Here is a 20,667-nt window from a genome sequence, read left to right as displayed (position 1 = left end):
AAGACCTTGAAATGATCCCACGCCCTGTGCGACTGAACTGCGGCCTGATCGGCATAGAGTTCGTTCAACGCTTCGAACCCCTGCGACTACTATCCATCCGATCGTAGGGCTTTCTGCGTAGACGTTCGCTCCAATGTGGTGGAGATTCTGCGGGCGCTACCCTTCACAATCTGCTACTGTGGAACGCCGTATCTGACGGAGCGGTTCATGTTCAACCTGTTCCAGTTCGTGCTGCTGCGATCCTCAACTGCGGTCGCTGAGGAAGCCATCATCTCGACCGAGCAGCGCTCACAGCTGCAGCAGGACTTGGGCGACGACCGCCGCTCGCCTTCCCCGCTCGAGAAGATGGAACAGTCCGCCGAGCAGTATATTGGCAACGGCGATTTCATCTCCGAGCGCTCGCGTCTCAACTTCGCGGAGAGCTACGACAAGCTCGCGGCGTTGCTTGCCAACGAGCCGCCGGCGGACCGGTCGGCGCTCGCCGCCATCATCCAGCAGGCGTTCGAAAATCCCGTTGCGGATATCGCCGCCGATCAGCGCTTTGTGGATGACCGCGAGAAGCTCGCCGACAGCCTGATCGCCGCCAAGCTCGCCAGGACCGCGCCCGACGCGCCGCTGGCGCTCATAGCCCGTGACCTCCGGCTCAACCATCTCGTCAGACGCGAAGAAGAGGACGACGACGCGCTCGACGTGCCCGGCACAATCGAGCGCGCCCTGGCAGCCCTCATCGTGTTGCCAGGCGACCTGCTTCCGCTACCCGAGGTCGAGCCGCCAGCGCCCGCCGCGCGTCCGTCCGAGGACGACGGCGATGCGCGCAAGCGTGAAGCCGGGCGCCATCAATATGAGGCCCTGGGCGCCGCCCACGAATTCCTATCGCGGCTGAGCGGCAAGGATCTCCTCACGCATATCACGCAGCCCGACGAGCGGCGTGAGGAGCGCACGGAGGAACCTCCTTCCGAGCGCGAGGAGGCGCTGATCCGCGAGCTTCGCGCAACGGCTGCGCAACACGGGCGCGCGGCGCAATTGGACGGGGCCTTCAAGGCATCGGTCGAGCGGATTCAGGGAATCTCGGCCACGCTTCGCCCCGAGGCTCTGGAGCGGGCCTCCCAGACCGTCCGCACCGCACTGCGCGATCTCGACCTCGACCTGGAACGAAGCACGCTCCCGGAGGCAATCGACCGGATCAACGTACGGCGCGCCGAACTCGCGCCGCTTGTGTTCGGGGAGGACGGAGGCCGCGTTTCCCTGATCGGCAGCCTCGCCATCCCGACCCGAGAGGTTCCAGATTTTTCCCCCGGTGGAGGCTCGCGGGATGGCTAGCAAGATCAAGCCCGTCGGCGTCGGTTACCTGCTTGTCGTCAAGCAGCAGATCATTGGCTATGAGCGGGCCGAGATCGCTTTTATCGAGAATATTCTGAAGGGCGAAACGCACGTCCGAGAGGTACGGCGCTCGGAGACCAGCGATGTCACGATTACCCGTGAGGAGGAGCGACTCACCGAAGAGGAGCGCGACCTGCAGTCGACAGAGCGGTTCGAACTGCAGCGCGAGAGCGAGCAGCAGGCCGAAACTGATGGCCGTCTTCGCTCGACGAACTATGGCGGCCTCGTCGAATTTTCGAATAGCACCGCTGCGCCTGCGCAAGGGTCGCTACAGGCGTCGCAGCGCGAGGCCACAACCTATGCGCGCGAGATCACCAGCCGCGCGGTCTCCAAAGTAAGTGAGAAGATCCGCACACAGATGGTGCAGCGGACGATCCGCGAATTCGAGGAAAAGACCGCTCACACCTATGAGAACAAGCTGGGCGACAATGTCTGCGGCGTCTACCAATGGGTCGACAAGATCTACCACAACCAAGTCTATAGCTATGGCAAGCGCTTGCTCTATGACCTGATCGTGCCCGAGCCTGGCGCATTCCTGATCCAGGCCTTTGCTCGGGCGCAGAGCGAAGAACGCGAGCTGATCAAGCCGCCGGCCTTCACGCTGGATGCGGCCGGGGTCACAGAAGGCAATTACGCCTATTTCGCCGCCCGGTATGAAGCGACCGGCGTGCAGCCGCCGCCGCCACTTTACCAGACCGTCTGTCACACCTTTACCGGAACTCCCGGCCAGATGACCGGCGCGCCGGACAAGGTCGAGCTCGATCTCCCCGACGGCTATCAGGCGCTCTCTGGCTATCTGCGCCTGGCAAGTTCGCCCTATAATGAGCCCCCGGCTGGCTCCGGGCATCCTTGCATTCAGATTGTCGTCAGCGATCTTGGACCGTTCACGGCCGAGTTCTATATCATTCCGGCACCGCCCGGTGGCATTGGGGCGACGACCATAAACGGTCCGCTCAACTGGGAGTTTACTCTGTTCGGCGCCAATGGGCATCTGCCGATCGCCGTCAACACTTGGTACATCGTATCCTATGCGTTCGTCGTCGGGATCACCGTCAGGCGCTCCGACACGCTTTATTCGCAATGGCAGAGCCGCACCTATGACGCGCTGTTGCAAGCCTATCTGCGCAAGAAAGCCGATTATGAGGAACGGCTCGCCAATGTGCTGGCCGCGCTCAAGGTCGGGGTGATTGGTCAGTCGAGCGCGCAGAAGCGCAAGCTCGAGCGTGACGAGCTCAAAAAGAGCTGCATCTCCATAATCACCAATCAATTTTTCGACGCATTCAACGCGATCAACATCGTTTACGAACCCGACCCGATCACCGGCGAAAGCGTCGCCTATCCACAGGTCCGGCTGCCGCATGCGCAGATCCTCGGCACCTATATGCGCTTCTTCGAGCAGGCCTTCGAATGGGAGCAGTTGATGTACGGCCTCTACAGCTATTTCTGGGGTCGCAAGGACCAGTGGATGCGCAAGCTGCCGATCGAGGACACGGACGAAGCGTTCGCCGAGTTCCTGAGGGCGGGCGCGGCCCGCGTCGTGCTGCCGGTCAGGCCCGGCTATGAGGAGGCGGTGGTCTACTTCATGGAGAAGGGCTTGCTTTGGGATGGGGGGGCACCGCCCGAGATCAACAGCCCGCTCTATGTGCCGCTGATCGCCGAAATTAGGGAAGCGCAGCAGGCGGCCGGCGCCGCTACGCCCTATGGCGACCCTTGGACCGTCAAGCTGCCGAGCAGCCTGGTTGCGCTCAGGACCGAAGACGGCCTGCCGGCCTGGAAGAATGTGGGCGGCGAATGGGTGCCGGCCTGAGGCGCAGGCGCGCGCGCTGATGACGCTGCTCCAGGAAGGCGTCGAGCAGCGCAAGGCCTGCTATCATGAAGCACTTGTTCGCAACGCCTATCTGACTCATCCCAATTGGATCAAGGAGCTGGGCTGGGGCCCCGACGTCGAGCAGCGCTATTATTCCGTGCTAACGGCCTGCGAGCTGCTCCGCTACCGTCGACCAAACCTTCCGAACTGCGCGCAGTTGCAGGCCGGCGACCGCCCGATCGCGCCGCTCAAGGATGACGACAGCGTCTTTCGCCCGCTGGCAAGGCTTGAGCTCGCAGCCCGCTTTCCCGAACGGACGGTGGAGCTTTTCCCCTGGAACAAAGAGAAGATGCTCCCCGGCCGCTATTGGGCCCAGGCTGTCGGCGATCTGCACGAGCTCGCCCTGTTCGAGGACAATGCCGACTTCGGCCTCAACATTCTCCTGCGCCTGGTGTTGCTCCATGGTGAGGTGCCGCGCGGGATAAGCGCTCCTTGGCGAGACAGTAGCGCCAAGTCTCCGTCGTTCGACGGAGCGACGCAGCGCCGTATCGAGGCCGCCCTGCTCAGCTTCAAATATTGGCATGACGAGCCATTCCGGGCCATCGAGGAGCCGGCATTCAGGAAGGCGCGGCGTGATCGCGCCGTTGCCGCCAAGGAAGCCGATAACGAAGCGCGGCGCGGTCGTGGCGAGAAGGCGAACGAGATCAGCGGCGAGGAGCGAGACGCAGACGGTGCCAAGTATAAATATGAGATGCAATATTGGTCGGAGAACCACCAGATATTGTTCGCCACGGCCGAATATCTCGCGGGTCAGTGGCTCACCGCCAAGACATTCCGGCCGGGTGAGCGCTATCGTTCCAAACCGGCTTCTCATTATCGGGATCCGACCGGCCGTGAGCGGGTCAGGCGCGCGCGGGTGCGCATCGATGCCTGGCTTACCGATCGCCTGCGCTTCGGGTTCAGCGAGTGGAACGCGCCCGGCTATTATGACGAGCATGTCCTCGCCCTTCTAAACCTTATCGATTTCGCTCTGGATCGCTCGATTCAGCGGCGCGCGGCGATGGTACTCGATCTGGTGCTGTTCGACCTCGCGCGTTACACGATCAACGGTATGTTCGGCGTGGCGGCAAGCCGCTCGCATTTCAAGCACAAGAATTGCGGCTGGCACGAGTCGCCCGGCGATCTCATCGGAATCCTGTTCGACGGCCGCCACGGACTCTTCTCCTCGCTCAACGCGCTTTCCGCCTGTTCCTTTGCATCCAGCCGGCGCTATAGTGTCCCCGACGTCATTCTGAAGATCGGCCGGCACCGGCCGCAAAAATGGATCGACCGCACGCGGACGTCGATCAACTGGAGTGAGGCTGCCACCTACGGCATCGGCTTTTCCGACGAAGCCGATGTGATGCGCTGGTGGAGCCGTGCCTCGTGGTTCACCAAGGATGTGATCGCCGGCACGCGCAAAATCGTCGAGCGCTACGGCCTTGCCGAGACCAAGCCTTATCAGGACATCCTTCCCAAGACAGGTGCGATCGCCGGTCTCCTGACTGGCGCCAAGCTCGCGGGCTATGTCGCTGCAGGACCTGCTGCCCCGCTGCTCATCCCATTGTTCGGCAATCCCTTCGGCCAGGAGGATGAGGTCGCTAACGCGATCTCGATCATTACTGAAGGCTCCGCCTATACGCGCGGCAATGTCTATACCTACCGAACCGGCAATGCCGTCCTCTCCTCGACCCAGAACCATCGTGCCGGGCAGCTGAGCTTTCAGGGAAGTGTCTGCCAGGCGAGTCTATCGGTCTGCGCCACCGTCTTCACCTCGCACCCCTCGGCTGGCGGCGGCATCGACCGCTCGATCGGTGAACCGCTTGGTGCGACAGGCGGCTCCGTCCTTGGCGCCGGGCTCGGCAGCCTGCTCGGCCCTGCGGGCACCATCGCGGGCGGAATCATCGGCGGCATCAAAGGTGCTGAAACTCTTTCAAAGGATGTGACGCTGCTCCCGTCGGACTCGGACGGGCCGGATTGGTGGACCGGAAGCGTGACCAACCCCCGCGTGCTTCAGATGAAGGGAGCAGCGATCCTCGCCTATAAGCCCAAAGCCTTCCAACTCCTCTTATTCGGCCACCGCTTCCACGCCTGGTTCCCGCAGGACGCATTCGACGATCTTCCCGAAGGCATCCGGGGAGAGCCGCCTTCCTCGGTCGGCGAACGGGAGACGCGCAGTCTTCGCTATTTTCCATTCCGCAAGCCTTCAAACTGCAATGTCGAGACAGGACGATGGGTATTCGGCCGCGTCGGCGGCGGCTATATCGGGCTTTTCTCCGGGCAGATGCCGCACTGGACGCATGACGGCGACTGGGCTTGCAAGGAGATTATGGTCAACGCCGAGCGCAACATCTTCATCGTTCAGATCGGCGATGAAGCGGAATTTGGCAGTTACGAGGCCTTTGTCGAGCGTGTCCTCGGCGCCCGCATCCATATTAACGGCCTCAACTGGAAGCTCAGCGACTTCGAGTGCAGCTACGACATACCGAACGGCTCGCGCCTTGAGCTTCATTATGACAAGGACGAAGCATGCTATGCCGGGCTGGTCTTTTCCGACGACGAGTTCCCCCGCATCGAGAATGGTTATGCGCAGATCGCGTGGCAGCAGAAGCGCTACCGGATTCAGCAGGGTGGCTCGTCGCTGACCCATGACATCAGCCAGGAGCAGCGGACGGTGGGTGGCTATCATCCCGTGCTCGATCACCCGGCGGACCTTCGAATCTACAGTCAGAATATGGGCCTGTTCTATGCCGTAGCGCCGTACAACGGTTCGGAGCGAGACAAAGCGCTCGCCATGCTGATCGCTGTGCTGCGTGCCGACCGCTTCGATGTCGTGGGCCTGAGCGAGATGTGGCACGATGCCGATCGTGAGCGCATCGCGAAGGAGCTGGGCGACCTCTACCCTTATCGGCTGGACGGCCCGGACGAGTTTGGCGCCTGGCGAGCCGGCGCGACACTCGCCGGCGCTGCCGCGGGAGCGGGCCTGGGCGCGCTGGTCGGCGGTTTTGGCGGAGCGGTGATCGGCGGCGTCGCAGGTGGGATCATCGGCGAAGGCTTGCCGCTGGGGAGCGGCCTTTTCCTTCTGAGCCGGCATCCGATCACGGGCTCCGACGCCTGTATCTACCGCCAGTGCGCCGGTGAGGATTGCGGTGCCAACAAGGGCGTAGTGCACGCGCGTATTCAGCCACCGGACTTACCCTGTCCTCTCGACGTATTTCTATCACATACGCAGAATCTGACACCGCTCGTCGGCACGAGGAAGGACGCCTATGACACGCTGGTCGCGCAGATCAATCATCTGGGCGCCTTCATTCACGCCAGCCGCGACGCCCGCTCTCCCGCGATCCTGCTCGGCGATCTCAATGTGGACGGGCTAGATCAGTCCAGCGAGGGCAAGGCGCTGCTTGCGCATCTCTACGCCGAGCTCAAACCCGACATGGACCTCATGCCAAAATACCAGCCACCAACCGGCGCCGGGGCTGTCGCGCACCCGGAGGCGACCAGCGAACGCGATGGAAGCGGCATCTCGTCCTTTCCCGACGGTAGCGCCACGCGGCTTGAGGTCGATCCTGCCCGGTTCCAGCAAGGCGCGCAGCGTCTCGACTATTTCCTCGTCTGGCAGGGGGTGATGTTCGAGGCGAGCTATGACGACAGCGTCGTCGTCAATCATCAGTCCTCGCGCGGGCGTGACATGTCCGACCATTACGGCATTCGGACCCGGCTCGCCGTCTTGAACCAGCTATTGCCTATAGCTGAAACCGAGATCCGTCAGGTGTCGATCGCACTGAAGCGCGTCTTCTGCTTTGAGACGACGAGCGGTCCGGGCGATGACGAAGTGCGCCTTCGTCTGCGCATCGTGCGCGGCGACGGGCGGGAGCAGCAGCTTTCGACCGGCATGCTCAACGACATGGAAGATGGCAGCGCGCTCTCCATAGACACTGGCAGGATCGATCTTCCAGACCCGGGCGAGTTCCTCATTCTGGCGGGCTCGGGCGAGGAGATCGACGATTTGAGCGCCGACGATCCGCTCGGCTCGCCGAGCCTGTGGCTGAGCCGGCTCGAGCTGATCGCTATGAAAGGCCGCGAAGAGCGTCGCTCCCTGCCTCGTTTCACGGGCGGCGGTGGCCAATATGCCCTTGAGGTCTCGTTGATTGTTACTTGAGGGGAAGACGGCGGTTCAACGCGCATCATCGTCGCAATGCGCTGGCTAGGCTTCGTGGCAAAAGGGCATCGATAGTTTGATTGACGCGAGGGCGACGAAGCCGAGGTATGATTCTCTGCTTTTGTGATTGCGGGTGGCTACCCGCCCCCCCCTCGTTCTTGGGTTTGTTGAAGAGGCGCTCGATGAGGTTGTGCCAGCAATGCTTCTCCCGGCCGGTGCGGTGGCGGTGACCGGCGGTGGGCCTTGGCGGGTCGCTCTGAAAGAACGACCGCTTTCGGGAGTGACGTCATACACGCTCAATGACCGGGACTGAGGCGCAATGCCGCCGATAGACTGTGTCGTCGTTCTCCGGACACGTAGCTGTCGTCACCAGACGGACTCTCCCGACTATGGAATGAATATTCCTGGCGTGCGGCGCGACCGATATGCGCAAGGGGTTCGACGGCCTGGCGGTGCTGCTGCAACAGGTGCTGGAGCAGAGTCCGCACTCCGGCGCGCTGTTCGCGTTCCGCGGCAAGCGTGGCGATCTCGTCAAGCTGCTCTGGTATGAGCCGTCCGAAACCCGCTGTTTGCGGCGATTGTAGGGCGCAGCTCCGCGAGTGCGGCTTTGTTGCTCGACCACGGAATGGATACGATGGTCGCCTATAATAGCCCGCGAATGAAGCAAATGGATGCTGTTGCTTTCGCTTTGGAGCGAGGAGAGCGGGAGATTGCCCAAACTATCGCACAATGGGATAGTCCAGCAGATGCCGAACGTCGGCTGGATGAGGCGGGCCGCATCGCTGCGCTCAACAACATTCGCTAACCACCAGTTCAGCGTTTCCGCGGTCTTCAGACCACGCTTACTCTGAAACGCACTTTCCACCGCCAGAAATCTATCCGCAAACCTGACGATGTACTGTGGTTCGATAGAGGCGCACGGATTCGGATTGAGGCGCCAAACCTCGGTTTTTAGGCGAAATTTTGCAGTACATTCCGTGGTACCACGAAAAATTCGTCGATCGGAAGGCTGGGAAGAACAATGGCTTGCGGGGTTAGTTCGAATCCCTCCCGCTCAGCCGCACTGGCCGAGTGGTGTCAGATCGCGAACTGAGACTTCGAACCCAGCGCGTTCGCTGCATCGTGCGGAAACGAGTTCGCATTAATTTGACAACTCCCCGCCGATTCAACCGCTAACCCTCCTCCAATCGGCACCGTCGACCATCGCCCCGCTCTTTGACATGAGCGGAACCCAGCCGCGAGATGCGAGATGGTGCCGAATGAGCGCTAATCGGTCGACTTCAGCCAATAGACGCTGCCCGTATTGGCATCGATATCGGTCGGGGCGCCGCCATAGATCAGGTCGTTCGCATCATCGATCGGCGTGACGTTGACCCGTTCGATATCCCTTCCCGGTGCAAGCGCGGTAGTGACCCATGGCGTGGTGGCGGTGCGGGCGGCGCGCTGCAGGCCGCCGGAATCGGTGGCAAAATAGATGCGGACGCGCGTCGCGGTGCGCGTCAGGCCCAGACCGGCCGGCACGTCGTTGTTTGCGGTGTAGATCTTTTCCTTGTCGACCCAGGCGCTGCCGTTCCAGCGGATGCGCCAGACATCGAAATTCTTCAGGCCGCTGCCGTCGGTGGGGCGATACCGATAGGCGATCGTCGGGCGGTTGTTCGAATCGAGCGCGAGCTTCACGCTCTGCACACCCTGCAGCGTCTCGTCGGTGGTGAAGGTCTCGCCCGGCTGCAGCGGCAGGAAGAACAGCTTCGGACTCGACGTCAGGGTAACCGGAATCGTGGCGGCCGTGCCGTCCATATAGGACCAGGCATTGGTCGCCGGATTATAGCGCAGATAGCTGCCATAATGGCGCAGCGCCCGCGGCATCGTCTTCGCCCATTCCCAGGCCAGGCTGATCGTCCCGTCGCTGCCGAACGCCATATCGTCGGGATAGACCACCGCACCGGCAGTGTAGGCGAAGCCGCTGATCTTCGCCCAGCTATTGGCGGCATTGGTCCAGCGATAGAGTTCGCCCGTGCCGTCGCTGCCCGAACGGTTGCGCAGGAAGAGCCAGACATCGCCATTGGGCGCGGTCTTGGCGACGGGATAGGTGAACTGGCCATGGCCGGGCATGTCGGTTCGCTGGCGCAGGTCGCTGATGTCGCCGGGCGCCGACGAGCGGAAATAGCGCCAGTCATTATTGTGCATATCCGCCCAGACATGGATGTAGCCGTCGCTGTCGATCGCGATGGTGGGCTGATAATGGCCGGGATCGTCGGTCTGCGACCAGACCGTGCCGTCCGCCTTGAGCAGCGATCCGAACGTCCAAACACCCGCCGCATCGCGCCTGCCGACCTTGACCTCGTGCGTGGCGACGGTCGCGCCGGGCGAATCGAATGCGAAATAATGCGACCCGCCATGGATCGCGAGCGGTATCCACCACGCCGCCTGGTTCGACGCATCGGCATTGCGCGGCATCCGTTCCTCGATCACCCCCGCCACGGTGGCGGCCGCCGCCGCGAGAGGCAGATAGGGGCCCGTGCCGCTGAACGAGGCGGGTATCGGTGTCGCTGCCGGCTTGCCGGGAACCACCCGGATCGCCTCATCTTCAGTCGCCGATGGCCGGCCGGCGAGGCTGGCCGCCACCGCGAGACCGGTGATCGCCAGGGCCGAGGCAGCCAGCATCAGATGCATCTTGTTCATGGCATATCTCCCAATTATCGTTTTGATTGTCGCGTGCGGGCGGGCATTCCTCGCCCGCCCGCCGGGTGTTCAGGCGACGCGGACGAACTTGACCGCGCCCGAGCGCTGGCAACCGGCATGGACGGTGTTCGTCACCGAGGCCGCCGGGTTGGTCGAGCCGGTGTTGAAATTATACTGACCGAGATCGACCCAGCCCGACGTGCCGGAGGTGAAGTTGACATAAGTCGTCGTGGTCCCGGCCGGTGCGTGCACGGCGATCTCGGCCTGGGTATCGGCGTTGGGGTTGACCAGTTTCCAGATATAGACCCGGTAATTGCCGCTCTGGTTGAAGCCGGGTGCAAAGGTCGCGGTCGCGCCGGCGGTACAGCTATAGCGCTGCGGCAGCAGGCCGAAGCCGGTCAGGGTGCTGTTCAGCCAGCCCGAACCGCTCTCGCTGTAACCATAGCGGCCGTTCATCACATATTGATCGCGCTTGTAGAACCGGACTGTGTCGTAGATCTGCGGCGTCCCGCCCACCGTCACCGGTGTTTTATAGGCCAGCGCGGTGAGCCAGATATTGACCGGATCCTGCCGGTAGGTCGTGGTCGAATACGCGACGGTGCAGTATTTCACGCCGTCCAGGTAGAAATCCACCGCGCCCTCGCGCCAGTCGGCGCCATAGGTATGGAGCGCGCCCGTGGTGGAGAAGCCGGGGGAGTAGGTGGCGCAGCGCGGTCCGCCGATATTGGCGCCCGAACCCGCCTGGCCATTCCAGATTTGCAGGCCGCTCGGCACGGAGGAGGGCGATTGTGTGTCGATCTCGCTCTGGTCGATCTCCAGATACCGACCGGCGGCAAAGGTGTCGCTGCCGTTGCCGGCCATCATCCAGAAGGAATTGTGCCAGCCCTGGTTGGTCGTCGTCCTGGCCTGGACCTCGTAATAGCCATAACCGAACAGCTGTTTGCTGATCACGCCAGCGCCGGTGTATTGTTTGCCGCTGACCGCCTCCTGCTTCATCAACAGGCTGAGCTGGCTGTTGGCGATGGTGGCATTCGCCGCGAGCTGTGCGCTCAGCGCCTTGACGTCGGTACGGAAATTCCACCGCGTCGTGTCGACCGACGTGCCGCTGAACGTCTCCTCCCAGGCAAGCCCGTAGAGCGGAGAGGGCGGCGCGGCGCTGACCATGCTTGCGGGTATCAGCGTGGCGGTGACCAGCAATGCGGCGCGCGAACGCCACGAAACGGGCCGGCGGACGAATGACGAAAAGATTCTCTTCACATCGCTTCTCCTTATCGGTCGGCGAGGAAGGTGGGAGGCCGACGGTCCCGTTGAGCGCGTCATGCGCTGTGCTTGCGAAGCTCCTCCTCACGGATCGACAGGCCGAGGCCGGGTGCGGTGGGCGTGTGGAGATAGCCCCGGTCGAGCAGCAGCGGCGCGTCGAGGATGACATTGCCGATCGGGTTTTCGCCGATCCAATATTCGCTGGTCAGCGTGTTGGGCATGGCCGAGGCGAGGTGCGCTGAAGCGCCGAAATGGATTGCCGAGCCGATGCTGATATGCGGCGCGAAGGCAAGGCCGTGCGCGTCGGCGAGTTCGGCGATGCGGCGGCATTCGGTGATGCCGCCGGCGCGGCATACATCGGGTTGCAGCACGTCGATCGCGCGGGCGCGGATCAGCTCGACCGCTTCGTGCCGCGAGCCGATCGAATCGAGCGCGATCGGAATGGTCAGCGCCTGGGCGAGTTCGGCATAACCCTCGACGTCCTCGGGAAAGGTCGGCATTTCGAAGAAACCGACGCCCAGATCCTGTAGCGCGCCGCCGAGCCACATCGCCTGGGCGCGGCTGTAAACGCCGGCGGCATCGGCATAGATGATGAAGTCGTCGCCCAATGCATCGCGCACCGCGCCGATCGACCGGAGATCGCCCTTCAGGCCGCGCCCGATCGCCATTTTCAGCCCGGTATAACCGGCATCGCGCAGCGCCACCGCATCGGCGACGAGCTGCGCCAGCGCATCGTCGGGCGCATCGATCGGCAAGGCGGGAAGGCCCGAGGCATAGACCCGCACCGGATTGCGGAACGACCCGCCGAGCAGGGTGGTGATCGAAGCGCCGGCCGCTTGCCCGGCCAGATCCCATAACGCGATGTCGACGCCGCTGATCGCCTCGAGATAGAAACCGGCGCGGTGGCCGCGGACGCGCATCCCGGCGTACATCCGTTCCCATAACAGCGTCGTCTCGCGCGGGTCGGCGCCGATCACGATATCGGCGAGCAGCAGGTCGATGATCTTGGCGGTCGCCTGTGGCGCGACCGGTGCCTTGGCTTCGCCCCAGCCGACCCGGCCGTCATCGGTTTCGATCCGGACGATGACGGTGTCGATCGTCTTCGAATAGACATAACGCCGGCGCTGCGGCGTCGGATATTCGGTCGAAATCTCACCCCGCGTGCCGCGCTCGTCACCCCAGGCGGCGCTGCCCCAATAGGGTTTCTTGTCGATCGCCCTGGCCTGGATCGGGATGGCTTCGACCTTGGTGATCTTCATGCGTCACTCCTCGCCAGCGTCAGCAACAGGGGACCCTGGCCCCAGGGAAAGATGCCGAATGGCCGGGTCGCATAGCCGCGATGCTCGCCGACCGGCGTTGCGTCGCTGACCAGCGCGAGCGCACCGTCGGCATCGACATGCGCCAGCATCGCGGCGCGCGCCGCCCCGGCCATCGCCGCGAAGCGCGGGTCGACCAGGCCATGCCCGATCGCGACGGGCAGCGTGCAGGCGACCATCGCCGCAAGCGTGGTCTCGAGATAGGTCGCGTCGTCGGTCAGGACGGTGTGCCACAGCCCGCCCTCGTCCTGCCGCGCCGCCAGCGCGGCGACGAGCGAGGCCAGGCGCTGGCGGAGTTCGGCGGCGGCGGGATGTTCGGGCGGCAGGATCTCCAGCGAATCCGCCAGCCCCATCAGCGCCCAGCCATTACCACGCGCCCAATGCGCGCCGTTGCGCCCGGCATATTTCTCGTGGCCATGGCGGAACAGCCCGCCGCCCTCATCCTGCAATGCGCGCGCATAACCGAGCAATTCCTCGGCCGCCTGATCGAAATAGCGATCCTCACCAGTGGCCGCCGCCAGCCGGACCAGGAAGGGCCCGTCGATGTCCATGCAATCGACCCAGATCTGGTGCCGCCAGCCCGGTGTGTCGGGGCGATGGCAGCGTGCGCCGGTCGCGCCCTTGGGAAAGGATGCGTTGAGCGCCGCCAGCGATCGGGCGGCATCAAGCAGCACCGGATCGCGCTCTCGTTCCCACACCGCGAGCAATTCGCGTCCCGGCGCGACATGATCCTCGTTTGACCGCGCCACGCCGCGCCCGACCCAGCCGCGCATCAGGCCGTAGACGAAGCCGTTGAGCGTTTCGTCGTTCAGTACCGGCGCACTGGCGAGCAATCCGCGCAGCGCGATCGCCTCGCCAAAGCCCCATAGGCGGAAATTCCACCGCATGGTCGTGACCGCGGCGCGGCGCAGCAAGTCGCGATCGTTCATGCCGGCACTCTTGCGCGGACCGGCGATCGCGCCGCCGACCGCCACGCCAGCCAGGCGACGCCCCAGGCGACCGGGTGGAGCAACGCCATCAGGATGAACACATGATCATAGCTGCCGCCGGAAACGAGGCTGCCGACGATCTGCGTCGAGATGATTCCGCCGACGCCGCTGCCCGCGGCGATCACGCCGAACACCGTCGCGACCACGCGGCCGGGATAGAGGTCGACGATCAGCGTCCCCATGTTGATCTGGAATACGAGATGGGCGAACGCGACCAGCGAACCGAGCGCGAACACGATCGGCAGGATCGGTCCGGTCGCAATGAACGCGCCAAGCGGGGCGAGCACGACCGCGACCGCCATCGCCATGATCCGGCTGCGCGCCGGATCGATCCCGCGCTTGACCAGCCGGCTCGACAGGAAGCCGCCGCCGACGCTGCCGATATCGGCGGCGAGATAGACGATCCACGCAAACGAGGCGACCGCGACAAGGTCAAGCCCGCGCGCGTCGGTCAGATATTTGGGAAACCAGAACAAATAGAAATACCACACCGGGTCGGCGATGGCGCGCGACAGTGCGAGCAGCCAGATCGTCCGGTCGCGCAGGATCGCCGACCATAGCCCTGCCTCGGGCAATGGCCGCGCACGCGGCGGCGTTCCCTTGGGTGAGCGATAGACGAGCAGCCAGGCGATCAGCCAGACGAACCCCAGGCTGCCCGTCGCCAGGAACGCCGCGCGCCAGCCATAGGCGATCGCCAGTCCGGCGATCAGCGGCGGGGCGAGCGTCGCGCCGACCATCGCGCCCGCGGTATAGATGCCGAAGGCGAGCGCGCGTTCGGACGGTTCGAAATGCTCCGACACCGCCTTTGGCCCGGCGGTGTAATTGCCCGCCTCGCCCAGCCCGAGCGCGAAGCGCGCCGCACCGAGTTGACCGGCCGAACTGACCAGACCGGTCAGCAGATTGGCGATCGACCACCAGCCGACGAACAAGGCGAGGCTCACCTTGGTGCCGAGCCAGTCGGTGACCCGTCCGGCGATCAGATATGCCGCGGTATAGGCGATCAGGAAGAGCTGGACGACATGCGCGTAATCGAGCGTCGTCATGCCCAGATCGCGCTGGACGGTCGACGCGAGGATCGAAAGCGCCTGACGATCAAGATAGTTGATCACGGTCGAGGCGAACAGCAAGGCGAGGATTGCCCAGCGCAATTTGCTCCGCACTGGCGCGGTCATGCCGCCGGCGCCACGGCGGGCGCGATCAGCGCGGCGAGGCCGCGAACGGCCAGGTCACGGTCGACCATATCGACATGGGCGACGCCCAGCCGGTCGCACGCGATGCCATATAATTCGACCAGTCGTTCGCTGCCGATCAGGACCAAAGGCGTGACCGTCATGCCGCGCATCGCATGGGCATGAATGCCGTCGCGCACTTCGGCGCCGATCATCAGCCCCGACAGGAAGGATGGCGCCGCACCCTGGCCGAGATCGCCGGTCAGGATGCGGGACCGCATCGCGAAGATCGCATGCTCGATGGCGAGCGTCGGATCGGCCGCCATTGCCTCGACGCCGTGTCGAAACGCATGTGCGTCGACGGGTGCGGCCGGATCCGGCGCGCGGTCCAGCGAGCGACCGAGCAGGCTGTGCTGCAGCAGCAGTTCGTGCAGTTCGCCCTGCATGCTGGTGAAGAAATCCATCACGCGGCGTCCGTGCGTCCGGGTCCATTTGGCATGAGTCCCGGGCAAGCAGATCAGCCGCTCGACAGCATCGTCGTCACGCGTCGCGAGCCAGCCGAACAACTGCATCTCCTCGCCGCGCATCACGTCGGGGAAGCCGAATATATTGGTGCAGGACAGGCCCGGCACGATCGCGATTGCAACCCCGCGTGCGGTGAATCGCAGCAATCGGGTTTCAAGCCCGGCGGCATCGGCCGGCGCGGCGACATAACCCGCCTCGCGCCAGCCGATCGTCGATCCGATCATGCCGGACAGCAGGATCGGTATCGCCCCATGCTGGTCGAGCCAGCCACCCGCCGCATCGAAAAACGCGGCTTCGTGATCGGTCACCGTTTTCGCGCCGGGGCCGGCGACGCTATCGAGGATTTCCGGGCCGGCGGGGCCCCGGCGACAAAGGTGCAGGCGCATCGCGCTCGACCCCCAATCGCCGGCAATGAACAGCCCGTCCGTCGTCATGTCGCCAGCCTTTTTCCGTCACGCGCGATCAGAACTTCGCGCTGGCCCCGATCGAGAAGCGGCGGCCCTGTTCGGCATAGAGGGCGATCGCCTCCGGCGCGCCGGTGTAGCGAACCTGCTTCTCGTTGTTGAGGTTGGCACCCTCCGCGAAGATCGAGAATTTGCCGAAATCGTAGCGGATCGAGGCGTCGATCGTCTTGTACGGCTTGAAGAACGAGCCCTCGCCGCCCGCCGTGATGCTGTCGAGATAACCGCTGCGGTAATTATAGGCGACACGAGCGCCGAAGCCGTATTTCTCGTAATAGACCACCAGGTTCGCATTGTTCTTCGACAGGCCCTCGAGCGGCAGCTCCTCCTTGGTCCGTGCGTTCGTGAACGGCGTGGAGCTGTCGATATAGGAATAATTGGCGAGGATGCCGAAGCCGTCGATCGGCGAGGGCAGGAAGTTGAACGGCAGCTGGAGCAGGACCTCGACACCCTTGAGCGATCCGCCCGTGCCGTTCACTTTGCGCGTGACGAGATATTGCTGTGCCTCGCCCGGCACCGTTTCGAACGCTGACCGCGTCGACAGGAACGATCCGATATCCTTGTAGAACAATCCGATCGTCAGCGCCGACCCCTCGCGGAAATACCATTCCGCCGACGCGTCATATTGCGTGGCGCGGAACGGCTGGAGATTGGGGTTGCCGCCGGTCGCGGTGAACACGATCGAGTTGAGCAACAGGCCGGGACTGAGATCCTGCGAGTCCGGCAGGCCGACGACCTTGGCCGCGCCGACACGGAAGACGAGGGTCTTGCTGACATCGAACTTCAGCACCGCGCTCGGCAGCCAGTCGGTGAAGTCGGGGTTGGCGGTGATCGGCGCGAAAGTGCCGTTGGACCGCTTGAAGGCCGATTCCGCGTCACGCGCGGTGTGCGTGTAACGCACGCCGATATTGCCCGAGAACGGGATCGACCCGAGGTCGCCCTTGATGTTCAGCTTCACATAAGCGGCGGTGGTCTGTTCATTGAGCCGGTACGAGGCGGTTGGATCAAGCAAGCGCGGCGTGCAATTGCCCTGGCCGAGGATGGCGACGCAGGCGAATTGAGCGCCGGTGCCGAATGGATTGCCGGCGAGATACTGTTCCGCGAACGGCGCGTTGCCGCCGAGCAGGCCGGCGAAATCGACCGGTTCGTAGAGACTGGACGACAGCGACGGCAGCGTGACGTTCGAGGTAAGCTGAGTGGTCAGGCTGGTGCGCTGGGTCTTCAGCTTGGCGTATTTCGCGCCGGCCTGGAATGAGTCGAGGATCCCGCTGTCGATCTGATAGGTGCCGTCGACCTGGCCCGCATATTCCTTGGCGTTCGACAGGAAGCGATTGTCGAAGAAATTCGAATAACGATAGATCGTCGGATCGAGCAGGTTCACGCCGCTCGGCAGGGTCAGTTGCGGGACCGCGGAATTGCGGAAGTCGAATCCGGTCAGATAGGAATTGATCGTCTGCGTGCGGATATAGGTCTGGTCGTAATTCAGCGTGGCGTTGGAATAGCTGCCCTCGGCGCGCAGCTTGATCGGGCCATGTTCCCAGGTCGCGTCGAGTGCGCTCGACAGCGAATGGTCGCGAATATCGAGCCGCTCGTCATTGCCCTGCAACGGCGCCCGGATCGTGCCGGCGACCAGCACTTCATTGGGTGAAAAGGTATAGCTGGTATAGGCGCTGCCGACGCTCGACAGGGCGACCGCGAACCAGTTGCGCCGCCGTTCGGCCTTGCCGTTGGTGTAAATCGTGTCGAGTGTGAATTCGAGCTCGTCGGTCGGGCGCCATTGCAGCACGCCGTTGATACCGACGCGCTTACGGCGCTCGCGCAGCGACTGGTAACGCAGATCGGCGATATAGGTACCGGGCACGCCGTCATGGTTGGGATCATTGTCCGCGACGCCGTCGCCATTCGGATCAAAGGCCGTGGTCAGCGGCAGGAAGCCGGCGAATGAGTTGAACGAATCCTCCTGCACCGGCTTGTCCGAATAAGTCACATTCAGCAGCGCGCCGAACCGGCCTTCGCCGAAATTGCCCGAGAACAGCGCCGACGCGTCATAACCCTCGCGCTTGCCGAGGTCGCTGTGCGTGCCTTCCGCGGTGATCGCGATGATGCGGTCGCGGCTGTCGAGCGGCCTGCGGGTGATGATGTTGACGGTGCCGCCAAGCGATCCATCGCTCTGGTCGGCGGAGAGCAATTTGGTCACTTCGAGCCGGCTGATCAGTTCGGCCGGATAGAGCGACAGCGGATTGAAATCGGCGTCCGCCGGGATGCCCGGGCCACGGCCGAACGGGCTGACCAATGTACGGCCGTTCACCTCGGTCCGGTTCTGGCGCAGGCCGCGGATCGAGACGCTGGTGCCTTCGCCCAGCGAGCGCCTGATCTGGACGCCGGAAACGCGCTGCAGCGATTCGGCGATGTTCTTGTCGGGCAGTTTGCCGACATCTTCGGCGACGATCGCATCGACGAACTGGGTCGCGTCGCGCTTGGCGGCCAGCCCTTGCGTGATGCTGCCGCGAATACCGGTGACGACGATGTCCCCATCGGCATCGGCGCCGCTATCGGCAGCCTGAGTCTCGGGGGTCTGGGCGGTGCCGTTCGGCGCCGGCGTCACGGGTTCAGTCTGCGCCCATGCCGGGGCAATCCCTGCCAGGGCTGCCACCGCGATCGCCAGTGCGCTCGAACGCAATGCGATATGTCGTGCCATGCCGTATCCTCCCCCTCGATTGAAGCGAGAACGTGATCCGTTCTTCTCATCTTCAGAATGTTGCACATTTAGTGACGTGTCAAGCATTGTGCGTGCGATGCCACACCGGGGCGTGCTTTCAATGAGATTACTAGGAGATCACGAAGGCGAGCGGGCATTTTGCCGGACGCTATCGGATCAAGTTTTGCCGGTATTTTGTGCCACGTGAAGCAACACGTTCACCTGTATGTCGCGCTATTTGCCGATCTCGGTCGCGGCGAGTCGCAGGGCATCGACGATCGGCAGCGTGGCGTTCTCGGGTATCCACCCCGACATCGCGATCGCCGCGTGCACGGGATCGCCCATCGAGACCGCGACGATGTGATGGTCGCGGTCATCGGCGACATGGACACGCGCAAAGCCGAGCGAGCGAATCTCGTCGAGCTTGGTCAGCAGCGCGGTGATGCCGCCGCCGAAGTTCGGAATATCCTTGCCCTCATAAAGCTCGGCCACTTCCTCGTCGTCGAGCTCGGCGAGCAGCGCCAGGCCAATCCCGCTCACCGTCGCCGGCAATAGCCCGATCCGGCCAAGGCCCCGCGACGCCTCGATCCCCGGCGGTGCGTGGAACAGGTAGCTGACGTTGTCGTTCCACAGCACGCCAAGCGCAACCGTGTGGCCGAAGCGCCGCAAATGCTCAAGCGCCGGCAGCGCGCGGCGGATCAGCCCGGAGGCGAACAGGCTTTGCGCGGCGAGCACATGCATACCCGGCCCGGCGGTATATTTGCGGTTGGCGGTCTGTCGCGCGATGCCGAGATAAGCGAGCGTCTTGAGCAAGCGGTTGACCTTGGTCGGGTCGAAACCGAGCTGGCGCGCGAGCTCGCGGCACCCGATCGGCTCTTCCGCCACGGCGAGTGCCTGCAGCGTGATGATCCCGTCGATCAGGCTCTGATTGGGCTGGGCGTTTATCTTGGTGCGCATGGCCGCCATCTAGCGGCAAGCGGTCGCCCGCCGCCAGCCCATCGCTTACGAAACGACATGGTCCCACAACATCGCATTGGGAACGACACCGAGCCCCGGCCCCTCGGGCAGCGCGAACTGGCCGGCGGTGCATTCCAGCCGCCCGTCGAGCAGTTGCGCCGACCGGTCGAAGATCGAGTGCTGATATTCGTGATACGGCAAGTCGCGGATCGCCGCCGCCGCATGCAGGCTGGCCGCCGCGAAAATGCCGACACCGATCGTCGCATGCGGCATCACCCTTGCGTGGTGCGCCTGGGCGAGATGAGCGATGCGCATGAATTGGGTGATGCCGGTATGGCCCATTTCGGGCTGGACGATCGACACCGCGCGAGCCTCCAGGCGGGCGCGGGCGTCGAACACCGTCCGCCATTCCTCGCCGCCGGCGATCGGCACGCCGACCCGGGCCGCGACTTCGGCGAGCCCGGCCACGTCCTCGGGTTTGCACGGCGCCTCGGCGAAGCTCAGGTCATAGGGTTCGAGCCGCCGGATCAGTGCGACGGCCTCTGCCGGGCTGAACATCCAGTGAAGATCCACCATCAGCTTGATCTTCGCGCCCAGCGCCTCGCGCAGCGCCGCCATCTCCGTCTCGATCCCGTCGAAGCTGACCACCCCGGCGAATTTGAACGCATCGAAACCCCGGTCGACGAACGATCGGGCGAGGTCGACGCGTTCCGCGAGCGTCGGTTTGGGCAGGCCCGACACATAGGCCGGGATGGTGTCGCGACGCCGCCCGCCGAGCAGCTGATGAAGCGGCCGATCGCAGGCGCGCGCCTTCAGGTCCCAGAGCGCGATGTCGACCGCGGCGATCGCGTCGAGCCAGAAGCCGCCCTGATAACCGCGTACGCGCATCAGGTCGTACAGATCCTCCCAGATCATTTCGACATCGAAGGGCGAGCGTCCGGCGACGATCGGCGCGATGATATCGTCGATCAGCGCATGGATGACCGCCGGTGCGACCAGTCCATAGGTCTCGCCCCAGCCGACCGCACCTGACTTCGTCGTGACGCGTACGACCACCGAGCGATCGACCGTGGAATAGATGGTGCGGTTGCCGCGCCGGACGATATAACCGGCGGCGTTGACGCTTTCACCGGGGCCCAATGCGCCGAGATAGGGCGTTTCGCGCGGGATCGTGACGGTGAACGTCTCGATCGAAGCGATGCCGTCATCGGCTGTCGTCATG

14 protein-coding genes and 1 pseudogene are annotated in these 20,667 nt (G+C 63.9%); 5 read left to right on the top strand and 10 right to left on the bottom strand.

What is annotated here, in order from left to right; all coding sequences use genetic code 11:
• Positions 1-207: 207 nt before the first annotated feature.
• Both ACRECS_RS09555 and ACRECS_RS09550 read left to right on the top strand, forming a co-directional pair.
• Positions 208-1,320, top strand: a complete 1,113-nt coding sequence (locus ACRECS_RS09555) for a hypothetical protein (protein WP_431582727.1) — start codon at positions 208-210, stop codon at positions 1,318-1,320.
• Complete coding sequence (locus ACRECS_RS09550; RefSeq protein WP_431582726.1) at positions 1,313-3,187, top strand: hypothetical protein; 1,875 nt, start codon at positions 1,313-1,315, stop codon at positions 3,185-3,187. Before ACRECS_RS09555 ends, ACRECS_RS09550 begins: the two co-directional genes overlap by 8 nt.
• Positions 3,188-3,347: 160 nt before the next feature.
• Here ACRECS_RS09550 and ACRECS_RS09545 read toward each other — a convergent pair whose 3' ends face one another.
• Complete coding sequence (locus tag ACRECS_RS09545; RefSeq protein WP_431582725.1) at positions 3,348-4,061, bottom strand: hypothetical protein; 714 nt, start codon at positions 4,059-4,061, stop codon at positions 3,348-3,350.
• Between the two features lie 42 nt (positions 4,062-4,103).
• Between ACRECS_RS09545 and ACRECS_RS09540 the strand changes: the two genes are divergently transcribed.
• From ACRECS_RS09540 to ACRECS_RS09530, 3 genes and pseudogenes are all read left to right on the top strand, one after another.
• Positions 4,104-7,388, top strand: a complete 3,285-nt coding sequence (locus ACRECS_RS09540) for an endonuclease/exonuclease/phosphatase family protein (RefSeq protein WP_431582724.1) — start codon at positions 4,104-4,106, stop codon at positions 7,386-7,388.
• Positions 7,389-7,786: 398 nt separating this feature from the next.
• Positions 7,787-7,939 (top strand): annotated as a pseudogene (gene tnpB / locus ACRECS_RS09535) (IS66 family insertion sequence element accessory protein TnpB); the annotation flags it as partial.
• Positions 7,940-8,013: 74 nt separating this feature from the next.
• Positions 8,014-8,193, top strand: a complete 180-nt coding sequence (locus tag ACRECS_RS09530) for a hypothetical protein (RefSeq protein ID WP_431582723.1) — start codon at positions 8,014-8,016, stop codon at positions 8,191-8,193.
• Positions 8,194-8,654: 461 nt separating this feature from the next.
• Here ACRECS_RS09530 and ACRECS_RS09525 read toward each other — a convergent pair whose 3' ends face one another.
• The 9 genes from ACRECS_RS09525 to ACRECS_RS09485 all read right to left on the bottom strand — a co-directional run bounded on the left by ACRECS_RS09525 (position 8,655) and on the right by ACRECS_RS09485 (position 20,666).
• Positions 8,655-10,070 carry a BNR-4 repeat-containing protein gene (locus ACRECS_RS09525; RefSeq protein WP_431582722.1) on the bottom strand — a complete coding sequence of 472 codons (1,416 nt, stop codon included), beginning with the start codon at positions 10,068-10,070 and terminating at the stop codon, positions 8,655-8,657.
• Positions 10,071-10,139: 69 nt separating this feature from the next.
• Positions 10,140-11,327 (bottom strand): family 16 glycosylhydrolase, encoded by a 1,188-nt coding sequence (locus ACRECS_RS09520; RefSeq protein WP_431582721.1) that lies wholly within the window; start codon positions 11,325-11,327, stop codon positions 10,140-10,142.
• Positions 11,328-11,386: 59 nt separating this feature from the next.
• Entirely contained in the window at positions 11,387-12,589 is a 1,203-nt protein-coding gene (locus ACRECS_RS09515; protein ID WP_431582720.1) for a mandelate racemase/muconate lactonizing enzyme family protein, read from the bottom strand.
• A complete protein-coding gene (locus ACRECS_RS09510) occupies positions 12,586-13,575 on the bottom strand; it encodes a glycoside hydrolase family 88 protein (RefSeq protein WP_431582719.1) in 990 nt (329 codons plus the stop codon). The genes ACRECS_RS09515 and ACRECS_RS09510 overlap by 4 nt, the downstream gene beginning before the upstream one ends.
• Positions 13,572-14,807, bottom strand: coding sequence for an MFS transporter (locus ACRECS_RS09505; protein ID WP_431582718.1), 1,236 nt, complete (start codon positions 14,805-14,807; stop codon positions 13,572-13,574). The genes ACRECS_RS09510 and ACRECS_RS09505 overlap by 4 nt, the downstream gene beginning before the upstream one ends.
• Positions 14,804-15,763, bottom strand: a complete 960-nt coding sequence (locus ACRECS_RS09500; protein ID WP_431582717.1) for a 2-dehydro-3-deoxygalactonokinase — start codon at positions 15,761-15,763, stop codon at positions 14,804-14,806. The genes ACRECS_RS09505 and ACRECS_RS09500 overlap by 4 nt, the downstream gene beginning before the upstream one ends.
• 28 nt (positions 15,764-15,791) lie before the next feature.
• On the bottom strand, positions 15,792-18,488 hold the full coding sequence (locus ACRECS_RS09495; protein ID WP_431582716.1) for a TonB-dependent receptor: 2,697 nt from the start codon (positions 18,486-18,488) through the stop codon (positions 15,792-15,794).
• Positions 18,489-18,722: 234 nt separating this feature from the next.
• Positions 18,723-19,445, bottom strand: coding sequence for an IclR family transcriptional regulator (locus ACRECS_RS09490; protein ID WP_431582715.1), 723 nt, complete (start codon positions 19,443-19,445; stop codon positions 18,723-18,725).
• A 45-nt stretch (positions 19,446-19,490) separates the two neighbouring features.
• Positions 19,491-20,666 (bottom strand): mandelate racemase/muconate lactonizing enzyme family protein, encoded by a 1,176-nt coding sequence (locus ACRECS_RS09485; RefSeq protein WP_431582714.1) that lies wholly within the window; start codon positions 20,664-20,666, stop codon positions 19,491-19,493.
• Position 20,667: the final 1 nt, after the last annotated feature.

This window comes from Sphingomonas sp. (assembly GCF_050725575.1).
GTDB lineage: Bacteria > Pseudomonadota > Alphaproteobacteria > Sphingomonadales > Sphingomonadaceae > Sphingomonas.
This window is presented reverse-complemented; position numbering and strand designations above follow the sequence as displayed.

Coding starts and splice junctions, on each gene's coding strand:
- ACRECS_RS09555 (WP_431582727.1), top strand. CDS start 208: ATGTTCAACCTGTTCCAGTTCGTGCTGCTGCGATCCTCAACTGCGGTC.
- ACRECS_RS09550 (WP_431582726.1), top strand. CDS start 1,313: ATGGCTAGCAAGATCAAGCCCGTCGGCGTCGGTTACCTGCTTGTCGTC.
- ACRECS_RS09545 (WP_431582725.1), bottom strand. CDS start 4,061: ATGAGAAGCCGGTTTGGAACGATAGCGCTCACCCGGCCGGAATGTCTT.
- ACRECS_RS09530 (WP_431582723.1), top strand. CDS start 8,014: ATGGATACGATGGTCGCCTATAATAGCCCGCGAATGAAGCAAATGGAT.
- ACRECS_RS09525 (WP_431582722.1), bottom strand. CDS start 10,070: ATGAACAAGATGCATCTGATGCTGGCTGCCTCGGCCCTGGCGATCACC.
- ACRECS_RS09515 (WP_431582720.1), bottom strand. CDS start 12,589: ATGAAGATCACCAAGGTCGAAGCCATCCCGATCCAGGCCAGGGCGATC.
- ACRECS_RS09510 (WP_431582719.1), bottom strand. CDS start 13,575: ATGAACGATCGCGACTTGCTGCGCCGCGCCGCGGTCACGACCATGCGG.
- ACRECS_RS09505 (WP_431582718.1), bottom strand. CDS start 14,807: ATGACCGCGCCAGTGCGGAGCAAATTGCGCTGGGCAATCCTCGCCTTG.
- ACRECS_RS09500 (WP_431582717.1), bottom strand. CDS start 15,763: ATGACGACGGACGGGCTGTTCATTGCCGGCGATTGGGGGTCGAGCGCG.
- ACRECS_RS09495 (WP_431582716.1), bottom strand. CDS start 18,488: ATGGCACGACATATCGCATTGCGTTCGAGCGCACTGGCGATCGCGGTG.
- ACRECS_RS09490 (WP_431582715.1), bottom strand. CDS start 19,445: ATGCGCACCAAGATAAACGCCCAGCCCAATCAGAGCCTGATCGACGGG.
- ACRECS_RS09485 (WP_431582714.1), bottom strand. CDS start 20,666: ATGACGACAGCCGATGACGGCATCGCTTCGATCGAGACGTTCACCGTC.